The following is a 14129-nucleotide window of genomic DNA, read 5'->3' on the forward strand; positions in this document are numbered from 1 at the left end:
CGGGTGAATTTCGTGAACGCTGACCAGACATTCATTGCCTTCCTGGAAACTGCCGTCAATCGTTTGTTGCGTCTGGATTCCGCGACGCTTGCGCGCGTTACCGAGCTCAGGGGCAAGGTAATTCGTTTGCGGACTGTCGGCGACCACCCCTTCGACATTATTGTGTTGCCTGACGAATCCGGACTGCGGCTGCGCAGTCAGCACGACCGTGAGCCGGATGTGACGCTCACTGGCGATATCCCCGTGATCTTTCGTTTTGCACTGCGCCGGATTATTCCGGATGTCGTGGCGGAAGGTGAAGTGCAGGTCAGTGGTGACATCGATCTTGGGCAGCGCTTCCAACGGTTGCTGGAGCAGGCCGATATTGACTGGGAAGAGCAGGCGGCGCGTGTGCTGGGCGATGTGCCTGCACACCAGCTGGGTAATGCCCTGCGGGATTTGGGCGATTGGTCGAAGCAGGCGATGGGCACACTGAAACAGGATGTCGGCGAATATCTCCAGGAAGAAAGTCGCCTGCTGCCCGTGCGCTCGCGTGCCGGAGCGTTCCGTCGCTCCGTGGAAACCCTGCAGCGCGATCTGGATAATCTGGAACAACGCCTGGCGCGTTTGCGAGAGACAGCCAAATGAAGCGTTTGCGCCAGTTGGGTCGTTTGCTGCGCATTACCCAGGTTTTCGTGCGGCACGATCTCGACGAGTTCGTCACCGCCATCCATCTGTTCCGCCCGTATCGTCTCGCGTTACGACTGGCGCCGTGGCGGTTGTTTGCACGGCGCAATATTCCGCGCGGCGTGCGTCTGCGCGAGGCGCTTGAGGACCTTGGGCCGGTCTTCGTCAAGTTTGGTCAGATGCTGTCTACTCGCCCGGATCTGTTGCCGGAGGATATTGCGGATGAGCTCGCCAGACTTCAGGACCGCGTACCGCCGTTCCCGGGTGATGAATCGGTGCGCTTGGTCGAGCAGGCCCTCGGGGGAAAGCTCGAAACCTGGTTCAGCGAATTCAGCCGTGAACCGATCGCCTCGGCCTCGGTGGCGCAGGTGCATATCGCGCGGCTGCATGACGGCGCTGAAGTGGCGGTCAAGGTGCTGCGCCCCGGCATCGAATCGGTTATCGAGCGCGATCTGGAATTGCTTTATTTGCTGGCGCGGCTGGCCCTGCGATATGCCGCAGACACGCACCGGTTGCGCCCGGTCGAGGTGGTGGATGAATTCAGCAAGACCATCCATGACGAACTCGATTTGCGGGTGGAATCGGCCAACGCCAGCCGCCTGCGCGCCAATTTCGAGGGTTCGAACCTGCTTCATGTTCCCAAGGTTTATTGGGACCTCACGCGACGTACGGTGATGGTGCTTGAGCGCATCCACGGTATCCCCGTTAGCAACATCGAAGGCCTGAAAGCGGCCGGTATAGACATGCGCAAGCTCGCGCACAACGGCGTGGAGATCTTTTTCACCCAGGCGTTCCGCGACGGTTTTTTCCACGCCGATATGCACCCGGGCAATATCTTTGTTTCGCCGGAAGGTCAGTACCGGGCGGTAGATTTCGGCATCATGGGCACGCTCGGCGAGAAGGATAAACGTTATCTGGCGGAAAATTTCCTGGCGTTCTTCAACCGCGACTACCATGCCGTGGCCGATGCCCACCTGCGCGCCGGCTGGGTGCCGCCTGGCACGAGGCTGGTGGAATTCGAGGCAGCGATCCGCACCGTGTGCGAACCGGTGTTTGCCCGGCCCATCAAGGAAATTTCCTTTGGCCGGTTTTTGTTGCACCTGTTCCAGACGGCGCGCCGTTTCAACATGGAAATCCAGCCGCAGTTGGTGCTGTTGCAAAAGACACTTTTCAACATCGAAGGTCTAGGCCGGCGCCTTTATCCCGATCTCGATCTGTGGGAGACCGCCAAGCCCTATCTTGAGCGTTGGATGAGCGAGCATATGGGCCCGCGCGCCTTCCTGAAAAGCCTGCGTAAGGAATTTCCAAAGTGGTGGGCGATGTTTCCCGAATTCCCATCGCTGGTGCATGAAAGTCTGCGACGGGCCAGCCAATCAGAAACCGCTCAGAAATCGCAGGTGCAGGAGCTTGAGCAGCAGCTTCGTCAGTTGCGGCGCAGTCAACGCCGATTGTATTTTGCTATTGCTGGCAGTGGGTTGCTGATTGCAGGTGCTGTTTTTCTGGGAATTGATATCTCCGCCTCTGATCCGTGGGATTGGCAGCGGGTGACAGGCTGGGTTTTTGCGGCGGCGGGGGGTTTTATGCTGCTGCGCGGCTGGCCGGGCCGAAATCCTTGATCGGCGGTATGTCGGCTATTGGCGCGCTTATGCTAGAATTTCACTTGATTGTAATGAAATGATGGTCCGATGACGCCGGTCAACAAAAAAGCTGTCCTCGCAAGCGTAGCCCTGCTGGTCGCGGGGCCGGCCCTGTCCGCGCCGGCGGGCAAGCTTTCCTGGTTTAACGAAACCCCCTTTGCGGGCGTTGGCGCTCTGGGCGTGCCTGAAGCGCGCCTGTTGACTCCTTCGGACTACACCTCATTTGGCGTTAATCTTTTCAATTCGAGACAGAACGTCGCGGAGGAAGGATACCCGGCGGATGCCAACACAGTCCGTCTCTACGGCGAAGTCGAATCACAACGTTCCGGAACCAGCAGTTTTTCATCCGTCGGTAATTCATCCGTCGGTAATTCATCTCTCGGGCGCGTCAACGCATTTGGTGTGAGCTGGCAACATCGCCTGAATGCCAAGAACAGTTTCGCGGTGTCAGCCGAATACGGTGAAGGCACGGCCATCTATCCCCAACCGCTGGACACGCTTGATACGCGTGCGGCGTTTTCCTGGACCAGCGTGTTGCCGAGTTCCGTCAAGCCGAGCATCACGGGCAGTGTCTTTCTGGGCGATGAAATGGCGCGCGAGGAGATTTACCGGAATCTGGGTCGAAAATATTATGGTTTTACCGTCGGCGGCAGCCTGACCTTGTTCCAGTCACACACGCCCTACGTGTCATTCAAGATGCAGCGCAGTTTGTATGAAACCACGGAAGACTCTCTGTTGCTCTCTCTCCGCAGTGGCGATCGCTCGTTATTGTCGGCAGGTTGGAAGTGGCAGGTTCAGCGCGACCTCAGCCTGCAGGCCGAGGCGAGCTACGGTTTGGGTGAGGCACCACCCAGTAGTCTGGATCCCTACAGTCTGGAACGCAGCCGAATTTTTTTCGGCACGCGTTTTGGTTTTAAGTAAGTACTTATTTCCCCCGCTGTAATCCGGTTGGTCGTACGCACGCTCAGGCGCCGTATCGAGCGTGGACGCCGCTTGCAGGACAAGTTTCGCGGCTACCCCTCACCGTAGCGATATCCAGACCTGCAACGGTGACCGCCACCAGTTCTTCCATGCTTTTGCCAGAGGAACCAGGACGGTCGCCATGAGGCCTCTCAGTTTTTCTGTGCCTTGAAGAAGCTGATGCCTTTGAGCAGATTTAGCGCTTCCTGCAGCTGATAGTCCTCTACGGCCGGGGCCTTGCCGGTTTCATCTTTCTTCTTGTCGTCTTTCTTGTCTTCCTTTTTCGGCTCTTCTTTCTGCTTGGCCATTTCATCGCCGTTTTCCAGGTGCCGCGCCAGATCCGCTTCTCTCAGTCGGTCGCCGGCTTCGCTCTTGGTAAGCTTGGCCTCTTCCGTAACGATATCCGGCACGATGCCCGAGGCCTGAATTGATCTGCCGCTTGGGGTGAAATATCGTGCGGTGGTGATTTTGAGTGCCCCGCCGTTGCTGACCGGAATGATGGTCTGCACCGAACCCTTGCCGAAACTTTTTGTGCCCATGATGACGGCGCGTTTGTGGTCCTGCAGCGCGCCGGCGACGATTTCCGAGGCCGAGGCTGAGCCACCGTTAATCAATATTACGATCGGCGCGCCATTCAGCAGGTCGCCCGGGGTGGCGGACAGTTTCATCTTGGAGTCAGTCACGCGACCTTCGGTGTAGACGATCAGGCCTTTGTCGAGGAAGGCGTCGCTCACACCGACCGCGGCGTTGAGCACACCACCCGGGTTGTTACGCAGGTCGAGCACCATGCCGTGGAGAGGCCCCTTATTGTCGGCCCCAAGTTTCTTAATGGCCTCGGCCAGCCCCTTCTCGGTACCGGCCTGGAACTGGGTGATGCGCATGTAGCCGAAACCGGATTCGAGCAGGCGGCTCTTTACGCTCTGGATCTTGATGATGGCGCGCGTGAGAGTGATCTTGAGAGGTTTGATGGCACCTTCGCGCACAACGGTGAGCGTAATGTCGGTGCCGGGCTTGCCGCGCATGACGCGCACGGCCTCGGTCAGTGTCATGCCTTTCACGGCCTTGTCATCGAGGCGGATAACGAGATCGCCTGGTTTGACGCCGGCGCGCGCCGCGGGCGTGTCCTCGATCGGCGAGACGACCTTGACGAAACCGTTTTCCATCGTGACTTCAATGCCCAGGCCGCCGAACTGGCCTTCGGTTTCCACGCGCATGTCGCGGAAGCTCTCTGCATCGAGGTAGGCGGAATGCGGATCCAATCCCGCGAGCATCCCCTGGACGGCATCTTCGAGGAGCTTCTTGTCCTCGACCGGTTCAACATAGTCGGCCTTGATGCGGCTGAACACCTCGGTGAAGGTGCGCAGCTCGTCCAGTGGCAGCGGGGCCAACACCTCTTTGGCCGGTTCGCGCTCGGCCAGGACACCCATGTCCAGGATGAGGGCGGCGCCGACGAACATCCCGAGGAACAGGACCAGAATATAACGTGTTGCTAATTTCATATTTAGTTGATGCTCCGTTTGATGAGCCACCCGTCATGCGGCGGGCGGCGAATAAAGTAATCCTGCTTCAATCGTTTTGAGGTAAACCCTCACCCTCATTCCCTCCCCCGCTATCGCGGGCGAGGGAGGCGAGCCGGATGCGCTTCGCGCATGCTCAGTAAGATTTGGTTGTTAACGTGCTTTGCACCAGATTAGAGGATCGCGCGGTTCTCCGTTCTGTCGAATCTCAAAGTAAAGTCCCGGTTGTTCCATGTCACCGGTATTGCCCAGGCTGGCGACGGTATTGCCGGCCTCGACCCATTCACCGACTCCCTTGTGCAGGCTTTGATTGTGGCCGTATAGCGTCATATAGCCATCTCCGTGATCCAGAATCAAGAGTAGCCCAAAACCCCGTAACCAGTCAGCAAACACGACACGTCCACGAAATACGGAAATAACGCTCTGACCCTCCTTGCCGCCGATCAGGAGTCCGCGCCATTTAAGACTGCCCACGTTTTTGCTTCCACCGTAGCGTGCGAGTATCCGGCCATGGGTGGGCAAGGGCAGGCGTCCCCGCAGTTTGGCAAAGTGCCTGTTGGCGCCAGGCGGCAGGGGGGAATCGGGCACAACCGTTTTCAATTCTTCGATCAATTGCTCGAGACGCTTTTCGTCCGCGTGTAGCCGGTCGATTTGTTTCGACTGGTCGCCCACCTCGCGGTTGAGGCTCGCGAGCAGCATGCTGCGGCGTGCCCGTGAGGTTTCGAGTGCGGTCTTCTGTTCGCGCTGGTCTGTGCGCATGCTTTCCAGGTCGCGGCGGTGTTCCCGTATTTCCCGTTCAAGTGTCTCGAGACGGGAAAGACTTGTCTGGATATGGCCGATACGTTCGGTTCGTGCCTGGTTCAGATATTGATAATAGGTAACAACACGCGAGACCCGTGCCGGATTTTCCTGGTTCAGCAGCATTTTGGGGTATTCCTGGCGACCCATGAGGTAAGCCGTGTAAATCTGGCGCGCCAGCTGTTGACGTTGCGCGCCAAGCTTGCCCTGCTCCCGGGCGGCGCGGGTATTAAGGTCTGCCAGCTTTTTTTCATTGATGCGCAGTCGCGCGTCGGTTCCCCTCAGGTTGTGCAGCAGACTGCCAATACGACGTTCGAGCCCGCGAACTTCTTCGCGCACGTCGTCGCGCCGGCCACGGGTATCATTGAGTTTTTCCTGAAGCGTCTCGATGCGGTCACGCAGCTTCTTCAGCCGTGCTTCATCCCCGCCGCGAGTGTCAGCGCCATGGACTGGATTGAGAAAAGCGATGAGAAATATGCACAGGAATAGTGAGACACCTGCGAGCGTGAATCCGGATTTGCAACGGTTCCTCTTCAGTGCCGGCATGAAGGCGGGAAGACAGAGCGGCGTGCCCTTCAGGCGCGACCCTCGGCGGTTGTTTCTTGCTGGCTGAGCAGGGCAACCAGTGGCCGGCCGGTCATTTCGGTCGGCAAGGGGAGGCCCAGGAGATAGAGCATGGTCGGCGCAATGTCTTCGAGCGCGCCGCTCGGCGCCAGTGTCGCTGGCCTGCCTATATATAGGAAGGGTACCGGGTTGGTGGTGTGCGCCGTGTGTGGCTGGCCAGTTTCAAAGTCGAACATCTGCTCGGCGTTTCCGTGGTCAGCGGTAATGAGCATTTCACCACTGGTTTCTTTGACCGCTTTGTAAATGTTCGCCAGACATTGATCCACGGCCTCGATGGCTTTCACGGTGGCGTCAAAATCGCCGGTATGGCCGACCATGTCTGGATTGGCGATGTTGCAAATGATCACGTCGTAATGTCCTGCGCGGATGGCTTTGACTACTTCTTCCGTGAGCCGCGGCGCACTCATTTCGGGTTTGAGGTTGTAGGTGGGCACGTCCGTTGGCGAAGGGATCAACAACCGGTCTTCGAATTCAAAGGGAGTTTCGACGCCGCCATTGAAGAAGAAGGTCACGTGCGCGTATTTTTCGGTTTCTGCGATGCGTAGTTGATGCCGGCCCAAGCTGGCCAGATAGGAGCCCATCACGTTGCGCAAGCGTTCCGGCGGAAATGCGACCGGGACGTGAAATTCGGAGTTGTATTCGGTGAGGCTCACAAAGGCGCCCAGCTTGGGAATCGCTTCGCGCCGGAAGGCATCGAAATTCTTTTCGATGAAGGGGCGCGTGATCTGGCGCGCACGGTCAGACCGGAAATTCATGAAGATGACGACGTCGCCATCGGCGATGCACGCCGGTTTTTCGCCGGGCGGCACGATGACGGTGGCCTTTACAAACTCATCTGTTTCGCCCCGGGCGTAGGCCATATCCAGCGCTTCCGAGGCGGTAGGCGCGGTGAAATCCGCCTTGCCCTGCGTCATGAGGTCGTAGGCGGCCTGGATACGCGGCCAACGATGATCGCGGTCCATGGCGAGGTGGCGGCCGATGATCGAGGCGAAGCGTCCATGTTTCAGGGCGGTAAATTTTTCCTGCATCGTCTTGATCGAGGCAGTGGCGCTTTGTGGCGGCGTATCGCGCCCGTCGAGGAAGGCGTGTAAATATAGCCGGGTGGCGCCGCGGCGCACCGCCAGTTCCGCCACAGCGTGAATATGGTCCTCATGGCTGTGCACGCCGCCGGTTGAAAGCAGGCCCATGATGTGTACCGCGCTTCCGGTCTTGAGCGCCAGATCAATGGCGTCAGTGAGTGTTTTGTTGGTAAAGAAGGTGCCGGTGCTGATCGCGCGATTGATGCGGGTGTATTCCTGGTAGACCACCCGGCCGGCGCCAAGATTGAGATGACCGACCTCCGAATTTCCCATCTGGCTGGAAGGCAGGCCGACGGCTGCTTCCGAGGCGTGAATCAGGGTGTGCGGGTACTGCTTCCAGAGCATGTCCCACGTCGGTTTGCGTGCGGCGGCAATGGCATTGTATTGGGTATCCTGACGATAACCCCAACCATCCAAAATGATGAGAACCAAGGGCTTAGGTATGAATGGCATACTCAATGACTCAAATATATCGGTATTTCAGTCTTTTCAAAATTATTAATATTGTATAATGTTTTCACTCGCGTATCAGCCTATCCGCTGATTCCACGGCTCCGGCAAGGAGGTGTGGGCGACAAGCGATCCATAAGACCTGATGACATGAGCGCTGCCGCAGAAAAAGTAGAAGATGTGTTGATTACCAACGAAGATGATATTCATCTTGCCTCCCGGTCCTTGAAAGCCATGGCGCACCCATTGCGTCTGAAAATCCTCTGCATTCTGGGGGGGCATACCGAAGTCAGCGTGCAGGATATTGTCGAGCAGGTTGGTACCTCGCAAAGCAACATTTCCCAGCATCTTTCCATCCTGCGCGACAAGGGCATACTGGCCGCGCGCAAAGACGCCAACAAGGTTTATTATCGGATTGGCGATCCGAAAATCCTGCAATTGATCGGTTCGCTGCGCGAGGCCTTCTGCAGCTCGGTACGTCGCTGACCCACTTGTTGGAAACAGCTACCCACTTCTTTACTCAACGACAATCGGTGAAATCCGGAATGGCAATGCCGGTCTGAACATTGTCATTCTGATACCAACAACACGAAAATATTTCAATAACTCTATGACACAGTTCGTTATCAATAATTGGTATCTGTTCGTTGCGCTTGGCGTGATTTGTTTCCTGCTGGCAGCTGGCCCCATCAGCCAGAAAATGTACGGCATCAAAAACGCCAACGCCGCACAGACGGTGCAATTGTTGAATCGCGAGAACGGTGTGGTGGTGGATGTGTGCGAGCCCAAGGAGTTCAGCGCCGGTCATGTCCCGAACGCGATCAATTTTCCGTTGTCATCGATGAAAGACCGACTGCGCGATCTTGATAAATACAAAAACAAACCGGTCATTGTGAGTTGCCGCAGCGGCAATCGCTCCATGAAGGGGGCGGTTCTCCTGCGCAAACACGGCTTTCCCACGGTGTACAACCTTTCTGGCGGACTCCAGGCGTGGGAGCGGGATAATTTGCCAGTGGAGAAGTGATCTGGCGAAGGTGCTGATATATGGCAGCCGCCTCTGCCCCTATTGCCGAATGGCGGAGCGATTGCTGGAAAAAAAGGGAATTCAGGCCGAGAAAGTGATGGTGGACGAAAATTCGGCGCGCCGAGATGAGATGACCCGCCGCGCGGGTCGGACCAGTGTGCCGCAGATATTCATTGGTGAAACGTACGTGGGCGGGTATGCAGAGCTCGCGGTGCTGGAGCGCACAGGTCAACTGGACGCGATGCTCAATTCATGTGAGCGCAATATCAGAGACGAATAACACAAGCGAGAGGTAGAGACGGTGGAACAGAATCAGGAACAGAAAATCGTTTTCAATATAGAGAAGATATACATCAAGGATGTTTCTTACGAAGCGCCGGGTGTGCCAATGGCTTTCAGTCAGGCACAAGGTGCGGGAGCGGAAATTGGCGTGCAACTGGGACTGGACCACAATGTACTCAGTTCTGAGCAGGGCCTGTACGAAGTAGTGATCACGGCGACGGCCACTGCCAAGCGCGAGAACAAGAATATTTTCCTGGTGGAAGTAAAACAGGCAGGTATTTTTCGTATCGGCGGTGTTGACAGGGATACATTACAGCGCGCGCTTGAAATCACCTGCGCCAATGTAATATTCCCGTTTGCTCGCGAGGCGATTAATGACTTTGTCGAGAAGGGTGGATTCCCGCAGCTGCTGATCAGCCCGATTAATTTCGAGGCATTGTACGAGCAGAAGCAGTCAGCTTCAGCACCGGCAAGTCAACCAAGTATTAATTGAGGAAGTTGCCCCAGATTTCCCGTTGCTTCGAAAAGTCGGACGTATGTCAGGGCTGGACGGATGCCACAACAAATCCGTTCAACGCGTGGGTTTGATAGTCAGACCGGAAACCAGGAATAAGGATGTCCTCAGCCAAGAAGAATGCCATCGCTGTATTGGGAGCTGGATCCTGGGGCACGGCGCTGGCGCTGCTGCTCACGCGCAATGGCCATGCGGCATTGCTCTGGGGCAATGACCCAGCAGGCCAGGCGCGGCTGGAGCAGGAGCGTGAAAATCGTGCCTACCTCCCGGGAATTCCCTTTCCCGAGAAGCTTCATCCCGTTGAATTGCTTACCGATGCCGCGAAAGACACCTCGCGTTTCCTGATTGCCGTCCCCAGTCACGCTTTTCGTGCCACGCTCAAAGCACTGCAACCACTCCTGCCCGAGCAAGCCATCCTGGCGTGGGCCACCAAGGGGCTGGAACCCGGAAGCGGAAAATTGTTGAGCCAGGTCGCGGTGGAAGCACTCGGTAACCGGCATTCACTCGCCGTGGTATCGGGGCCCACGTTTGCGCGCGAGGTAGCGCTTAACCTGCCGTCAGCGCTGACGGTCGCTTCGGAAAGCGAGGCCACATCGGAAGCAGTGGCTTCGTGGTTGCGCAACGACCGGGTGCGCGTCTATACCAGTCGCGATGTTGCTGGCGTGCAGTGGGGGGGCGCTATCAAAAATGTCATGGCCATTGCCGCGGGCATCAGCGACGGCCTCGGGTTCGGTTCGAATGCCCGCGCGGCGCTTATCACCCGCGGGTTGGCGGAGCTCACGCGCCTCGGTATCGCCATGGGCGGACAAAAGGAAACCTTCATGGGGCTTGCCGGCGCCGGCGATCTGATACTGACCTGCACCGACAATGCCTCGCGCAACCGCCGCGTCGGTTTGGCGCTGGGGCAGGGGAAAAAACTGCCGGACATCCTTTCCGAGCTTGGCCAGGAAGCCGAGGGCGTGGCCACCGCGCGCGAACTATATCAGCTCGCGAAGCGATTGAATGTCGAAATGCCCATCACCACGCAGGTGTATCGCGTTCTGTATGAGAATCTGTCGCCCCAGAATGCCGTGGAAGCACTTCTCAAGCGCGAACCGAGGCAGGAATGAGGTTGCCTCATAATTATTGCCCGGGCGTTTTACAATCGCGACAAACTTGCCTGGCATGATCGGCTGTCGGGGACGCGGTTGATCCGATTGCCTTATTTAATGTAGGGTGGGTTAGGCGATTTTTGCCGTAACCCACCGAACAATACTGGCTTCACCGGCATTTAAAAGCGAATCGCGGGTGGCTCTGCCATCCACATTGCCGTCATTGCCGCCCCCGATTAGATCATTCGAGGGCAAGCTTCAGCGCGGTAGGATGAGTGAAGCCCATCGGTTCCGGGTATGCATAAGCGGAGCGTTGCGCATCAAATTGCCCTCCGCCATGAGTCATGGGGAAGGTGGTTGGAGTATTTCGACATCCTGTTAAATCACCCACCCAAACCTTTGTTCCGTCGATATTTCACAACTTGTGAATAAAGCTTTATACCGAAGGTGACTGAATCGGAAGAAGAAGAGGCGAAAGACCCGTGATATGCTTAAAGGCAGGTTCACACAGCGAGACGCCTCCCATGCCCAACGCCAACCGTAAACAAGTTGCCCATCAACTGATTGACCAGCTTCCCGATGACGCCACCTACGACGACATGATGCGCGAGCTCTACGAACGCCAGGCGATCGAGCGCGGGCTGGCCGACAGCGACGCCGGCCGCGGCGATGATGTGAAAACGGTACGTGCCAAGTACGGCCTGCCTGAATGAGGGTCATCTGGACCCCCGAGGCGCAAGCCCACCTCGATAGTATCTACTACTACCTTAAACGCGATGCGCCGTTCTACGCCAACGGCGTGGTCGATAAACTCACGCGCCGCTCTGAACAGCTGATTCGGCATCCGCGCTCGGGGCGCATCGTGCCCAAATACGATGACGAAAACCTGCGCGAGATCATCGTCCACCCGTATCGACTGATTTATCGTCTCAAACCCGATTACATCGACATCATCGCCGTCTTCCACGGCGCGCAGCAACTGCCCGAGTCGTTGTAACCCGCCGTGGCTTACGGTTTTCCCGGCGCGCGGCATAATCCGCTGTTATCTGTGCTTCCCGCACAAACAATGAATCTCTAATGTAACTCCACATCATCACCCAAGCCCTTGTTCTGCTGCTATTTCAGCATTCGCTGATAAAGCTTTATCCCAAAGATGACTTGACAGATATCAGATATCACGGCGAAATGGGTGCGTGAAAAATAACCAAGTATCGTAGGGTGTGCAAAAGCGAAGCGTTGCGCACCGTTTCAATTAAAAACTAAAAATTACAAAAACAGCGCCACAAAAGAAACGGCGCGTCACCACGAGGAGAGAGTTACGATGATTCCTTCATTCTGGCAACGGTTCCGTCCCGCTACACAAGGAAGTAACAATTCAAGACCTGACCCTAACAGGCTATACTAAAGTTCCTACCAAATGTACAACTTAGAATAAGGGGGATCGATGATAGTTCGCCCGCGTGTTGTAAGGTTGGTTATTCTTTTTTTCTTTCTGTTCGGATTCGGAGGTTCGTCGGCGTGGGCGCTAAATGCAGATGATGCTGCTAGGCAATGTGAAGCGAATCGGGCAGCCGCATTAGCGTGGTATCAAAGTACGATGTGCGTTAATTCTTGCTCAGCCACTTGCCAACCATGGCTGCAAGCGGGCGCGTATAACAGTTGCCCGAATTACGGGTACGGTGGTCGAGCGCTGAGATTACAAGGACGCTTGACTAGTGGTTGGTTTGACGACACCCCAAGATTATATGCGTGTTACTCCGCGAATGAGCCATGCCCATCCGGTACGACCTTGGAAAGCGACGGGACTTGTGGTCTTCGGGGAGATAAAAATCTTGGTTCCAACGATTGTTCTGTAGGCAATCCCTGCAATCCAGCTAACGGCAATAAGTACCAGATCGAAGAAGACACAAAAGATCAGGAAGGAGTGCCCAGCCACATGCGCGCATACAATAGTATGTTGGGTACAGATACAGGGATTGGCAAAGGTTGGATATCCTCTGCCCATCGTCGTCTGGAAATTTATTATCCTTCTGCCTTCATCACAACTCCGTACTCCATTCATGCACGCCAAGCAAACGGGCGAAGTGAACCGTTCTTTATGGATACGTCGGGCGCGTGGAAGGGTGATGCTGATACCCGCACCTCTCTGATGCAGGACCCGAGCGGATACACCCTCAGCCAGCGCGACAAAACCGTTGAACGTTACGACCTTACTGGCAAAATTATCTCCGACAACGACCCGGCGGGCAAGATAACAAACTATAACTACGATATCAACGGAAGACTAAGCACCGTCACCGGCCCCTTCGGCCATGCCATTACTTTCGGCTACGACGCGAGTAATCATGTTTCCACCACCACCGATCCCGCTGGCAAGGTAATCAGTTACGCCTACGACACCGACAATAATCTGGTGCGCGTCGACTACCCCGACGCCACCGCTAAGATTTACCACTACGAAAACACATCTTTCCCCGATCACTTAACCGGCATTTCCTTCGTCGATGCCGTAGGCGTAATAACGCGCTACAGCATTTATGCCTATGACACCACCGGCAAAGTCCTCTCCACCCAACACGCGACCACCACCAACGGCACGGCGCAAGAGAAGTTCCTGTTAAATTACACCTCCGACACCCAAACCACCGTCATCGACCCGGTGAACATGCAGGAAGTCATGACCTTTAATGCCAATTTGGGCGTGAAGAACCTTACTTTGAAGGTTAACCAGAGCGACAGCAAATCCGTCCAGCAAGTTTTCGATGCCAACAACAACCTCACCTGCCTCAAGGACGAGGAGAACCGCGTCACCACCTACGCCTACAACGCCACTAACCAGCGCACCGGCATGACGGAGGGGTTGACGGGTAACTGCACCAATCCCGCGCCGGTAGCGGGTGTAACTCGCACCACGACCTACCAATATCTCTCGCCCACGCTGGACTTACCCACGCTCATTACCTCCCCCAGCGTTTATGCGGGACAGAACAAGTCCACCACGATCCAATACACCGATTCCTTGCACCCCAACCTCCCCACGGCGATCACCCAAAGCGGCTTCACCCCCGCAGGCGCTTCCGTCTCCCGGTTGGTGAGCCTGGGCTACAACAGTTATGGCCAGGTCATCTCCATCAACGGCCCCCGCACCGACGTCTCCGACATCACCACGCTGGAATACTACGAATGCACCACCGGCGGGGCCTGTGGGCAGTTAAAGAAGGTCACCAACGCCCTCGGCCACATCACGACTTACGATCTTTACGACACCAACGGCCGGTTATTGCAGATGACCGGCCCTAATGGCTTGCGCACTACGTACAGTTATGACGCCCGCGGCCGGGTGACGACGGTGACACAGACTCCAACGTCAGGAAACGCGGCCACCACCCAATACAGCTACACCCCCTGGGGCGATGTCAGCCAGGTCGTTGATCCCGACGGCGTGGTGCTCAGCTACCAATACGATGCCGCCCAGGACCTGCGTTAC

General features: G+C 56.5%; 13 protein-coding genes and 2 pseudogenes. 12 read left to right on the forward strand and 3 right to left on the reverse strand.

Going from position 1 to position 14129, the window contains the following annotated elements; genetic code table 11:
- Nucleotides 1-12 precede the first annotated feature (12 nt).
- From NUV55_RS06120 to NUV55_RS06130, 3 genes are all read left to right on the forward strand, one after another.
- On the forward strand, nucleotides 13-627 hold the full coding sequence (locus tag NUV55_RS06120; RefSeq protein WP_296671281.1) for an SCP2 sterol-binding domain-containing protein: 615 nt from the start codon (nucleotides 13-15) through the stop codon (nucleotides 625-627).
- A complete protein-coding gene (gene ubiB, locus NUV55_RS06125) occupies nucleotides 624-2282 on the forward strand; it encodes a ubiquinone biosynthesis regulatory protein kinase UbiB (RefSeq protein ID WP_296671283.1) in 1659 nt (552 codons plus the stop codon). The genes NUV55_RS06120 and ubiB overlap by 4 nt, the downstream gene beginning before the upstream one ends.
- A gap of 69 nt (nucleotides 2283-2351) precedes the next feature.
- Nucleotides 2352-3224, forward strand: a complete 873-nt coding sequence (locus NUV55_RS06130; RefSeq protein ID WP_296671285.1) for a hypothetical protein — start codon at nucleotides 2352-2354, stop codon at nucleotides 3222-3224.
- Between the two features lie 191 nt (nucleotides 3225-3415).
- Here the strand turns inward: NUV55_RS06130 and NUV55_RS06135 are convergent, their stop codons facing one another.
- The 3 genes from NUV55_RS06135 to gpmI form a co-directional block, all read right to left on the reverse strand.
- Complete coding sequence (locus NUV55_RS06135; RefSeq protein WP_296671287.1) at nucleotides 3416-4762, reverse strand: S41 family peptidase; 1347 nt, start codon at nucleotides 4760-4762, stop codon at nucleotides 3416-3418.
- A gap of 171 nt (nucleotides 4763-4933) precedes the next feature.
- Nucleotides 4934-6124, reverse strand: a complete 1191-nt coding sequence (locus NUV55_RS06140; RefSeq protein WP_296671288.1) for a peptidoglycan DD-metalloendopeptidase family protein — start codon at nucleotides 6122-6124, stop codon at nucleotides 4934-4936.
- 29 nt (nucleotides 6125-6153) lie between these two features.
- On the reverse strand, nucleotides 6154-7734 hold the full coding sequence (gene gpmI / locus NUV55_RS06145; protein ID WP_367280359.1) for a 2,3-bisphosphoglycerate-independent phosphoglycerate mutase: 1581 nt from the start codon (nucleotides 7732-7734) through the stop codon (nucleotides 6154-6156).
- Nucleotides 7735-7881: 147 nt separating this feature from the next.
- Here gpmI and NUV55_RS06150 point away from each other — a divergent pair, with 147 nt between their 5' ends.
- The 9 genes and pseudogenes from NUV55_RS06150 to NUV55_RS06185 form a co-directional block, all read left to right on the forward strand.
- A complete protein-coding gene (locus NUV55_RS06150; RefSeq protein WP_296671291.1) occupies nucleotides 7882-8217 on the forward strand; it encodes a helix-turn-helix transcriptional regulator in 336 nt (111 codons plus the stop codon).
- Between the two features lie 124 nt (nucleotides 8218-8341).
- On the forward strand, nucleotides 8342-8755 hold the full coding sequence (locus NUV55_RS06155) for a rhodanese-like domain-containing protein (RefSeq protein ID WP_296671292.1): 414 nt from the start codon (nucleotides 8342-8344) through the stop codon (nucleotides 8753-8755).
- A gap of 1 nt (nucleotide 8756) precedes the next feature.
- Nucleotides 8757-9035: a glutaredoxin 3 gene (gene grxC, locus NUV55_RS06160; RefSeq protein ID WP_367280364.1), complete on the forward strand. Its 279-nt coding sequence runs from the start codon at nucleotides 8757-8759 to the stop codon at nucleotides 9033-9035.
- Nucleotides 9036-9056: 21 nt separating this feature from the next.
- Nucleotides 9057-9530, forward strand: a complete 474-nt coding sequence (secB, locus tag NUV55_RS06165; RefSeq protein WP_296671294.1) for a protein-export chaperone SecB — start codon at nucleotides 9057-9059, stop codon at nucleotides 9528-9530.
- A gap of 122 nt (nucleotides 9531-9652) precedes the next feature.
- Complete coding sequence (locus tag NUV55_RS06170) at nucleotides 9653-10660, forward strand: NAD(P)H-dependent glycerol-3-phosphate dehydrogenase (protein ID WP_296671295.1); 1008 nt, start codon at nucleotides 9653-9655, stop codon at nucleotides 10658-10660.
- Nucleotides 10661-11124: 464 nt separating this feature from the next.
- Complete coding sequence (locus NUV55_RS06175) at nucleotides 11125-11355, forward strand: hypothetical protein (protein ID WP_296671296.1); 231 nt, start codon at nucleotides 11125-11127, stop codon at nucleotides 11353-11355.
- A complete protein-coding gene (locus tag NUV55_RS06180; protein WP_296671297.1) occupies nucleotides 11352-11639 on the forward strand; it encodes a type II toxin-antitoxin system RelE/ParE family toxin in 288 nt (95 codons plus the stop codon). The genes NUV55_RS06175 and NUV55_RS06180 overlap by 4 nt, the downstream gene beginning before the upstream one ends.
- A gap of 600 nt (nucleotides 11640-12239) precedes the next feature.
- Nucleotides 12240-12719: pseudogene (locus NUV55_RS13800) on the forward strand (DUF6531 domain-containing protein); the annotation flags it as partial.
- 21 nt (nucleotides 12720-12740) lie between these two features.
- A pseudogene (locus NUV55_RS06185) lies at nucleotides 12741-14129 on the forward strand (hypothetical protein); the annotation flags it as partial.

It is taken from the genome of Sulfuricaulis sp., assembly GCF_024653915.1.
Lineage (GTDB): Bacteria > Pseudomonadota > Gammaproteobacteria > Acidiferrobacterales > Sulfurifustaceae > Sulfuricaulis.

Bases quoted from the DNA above. Each gene is read 5' to 3' on its own strand.
- ubiB (WP_296671283.1), top strand. From the start codon at position 624: ATGAAGCGTTTGCGCCAGTTGGGTCGTTTGCTGCGCATTACCCAGGTT.
- NUV55_RS06130 (WP_296671285.1), top strand. From the start codon at position 2,352: ATGACGCCGGTCAACAAAAAAGCTGTCCTCGCAAGCGTAGCCCTGCTG.
- NUV55_RS06135 (WP_296671287.1), bottom strand. From the start codon at position 4,762: ATGAAATTAGCAACACGTTATATTCTGGTCCTGTTCCTCGGGATGTTC.
- NUV55_RS06140 (WP_296671288.1), bottom strand. From the start codon at position 6,124: ATGCCGGCACTGAAGAGGAACCGTTGCAAATCCGGATTCACGCTCGCA.
- gpmI (WP_367280359.1), bottom strand. From the start codon at position 7,734: ATGCCATTCATACCTAAGCCCTTGGTTCTCATCATTTTGGATGGTTGG.
- NUV55_RS06150 (WP_296671291.1), top strand. From the start codon at position 7,882: ATGAGCGCTGCCGCAGAAAAAGTAGAAGATGTGTTGATTACCAACGAA.
- NUV55_RS06155 (WP_296671292.1), top strand. From the start codon at position 8,342: ATGACACAGTTCGTTATCAATAATTGGTATCTGTTCGTTGCGCTTGGC.
- NUV55_RS06170 (WP_296671295.1), top strand. From the start codon at position 9,653: ATGTCCTCAGCCAAGAAGAATGCCATCGCTGTATTGGGAGCTGGATCC.
- NUV55_RS06180 (WP_296671297.1), top strand. From the start codon at position 11,352: ATGAGGGTCATCTGGACCCCCGAGGCGCAAGCCCACCTCGATAGTATC.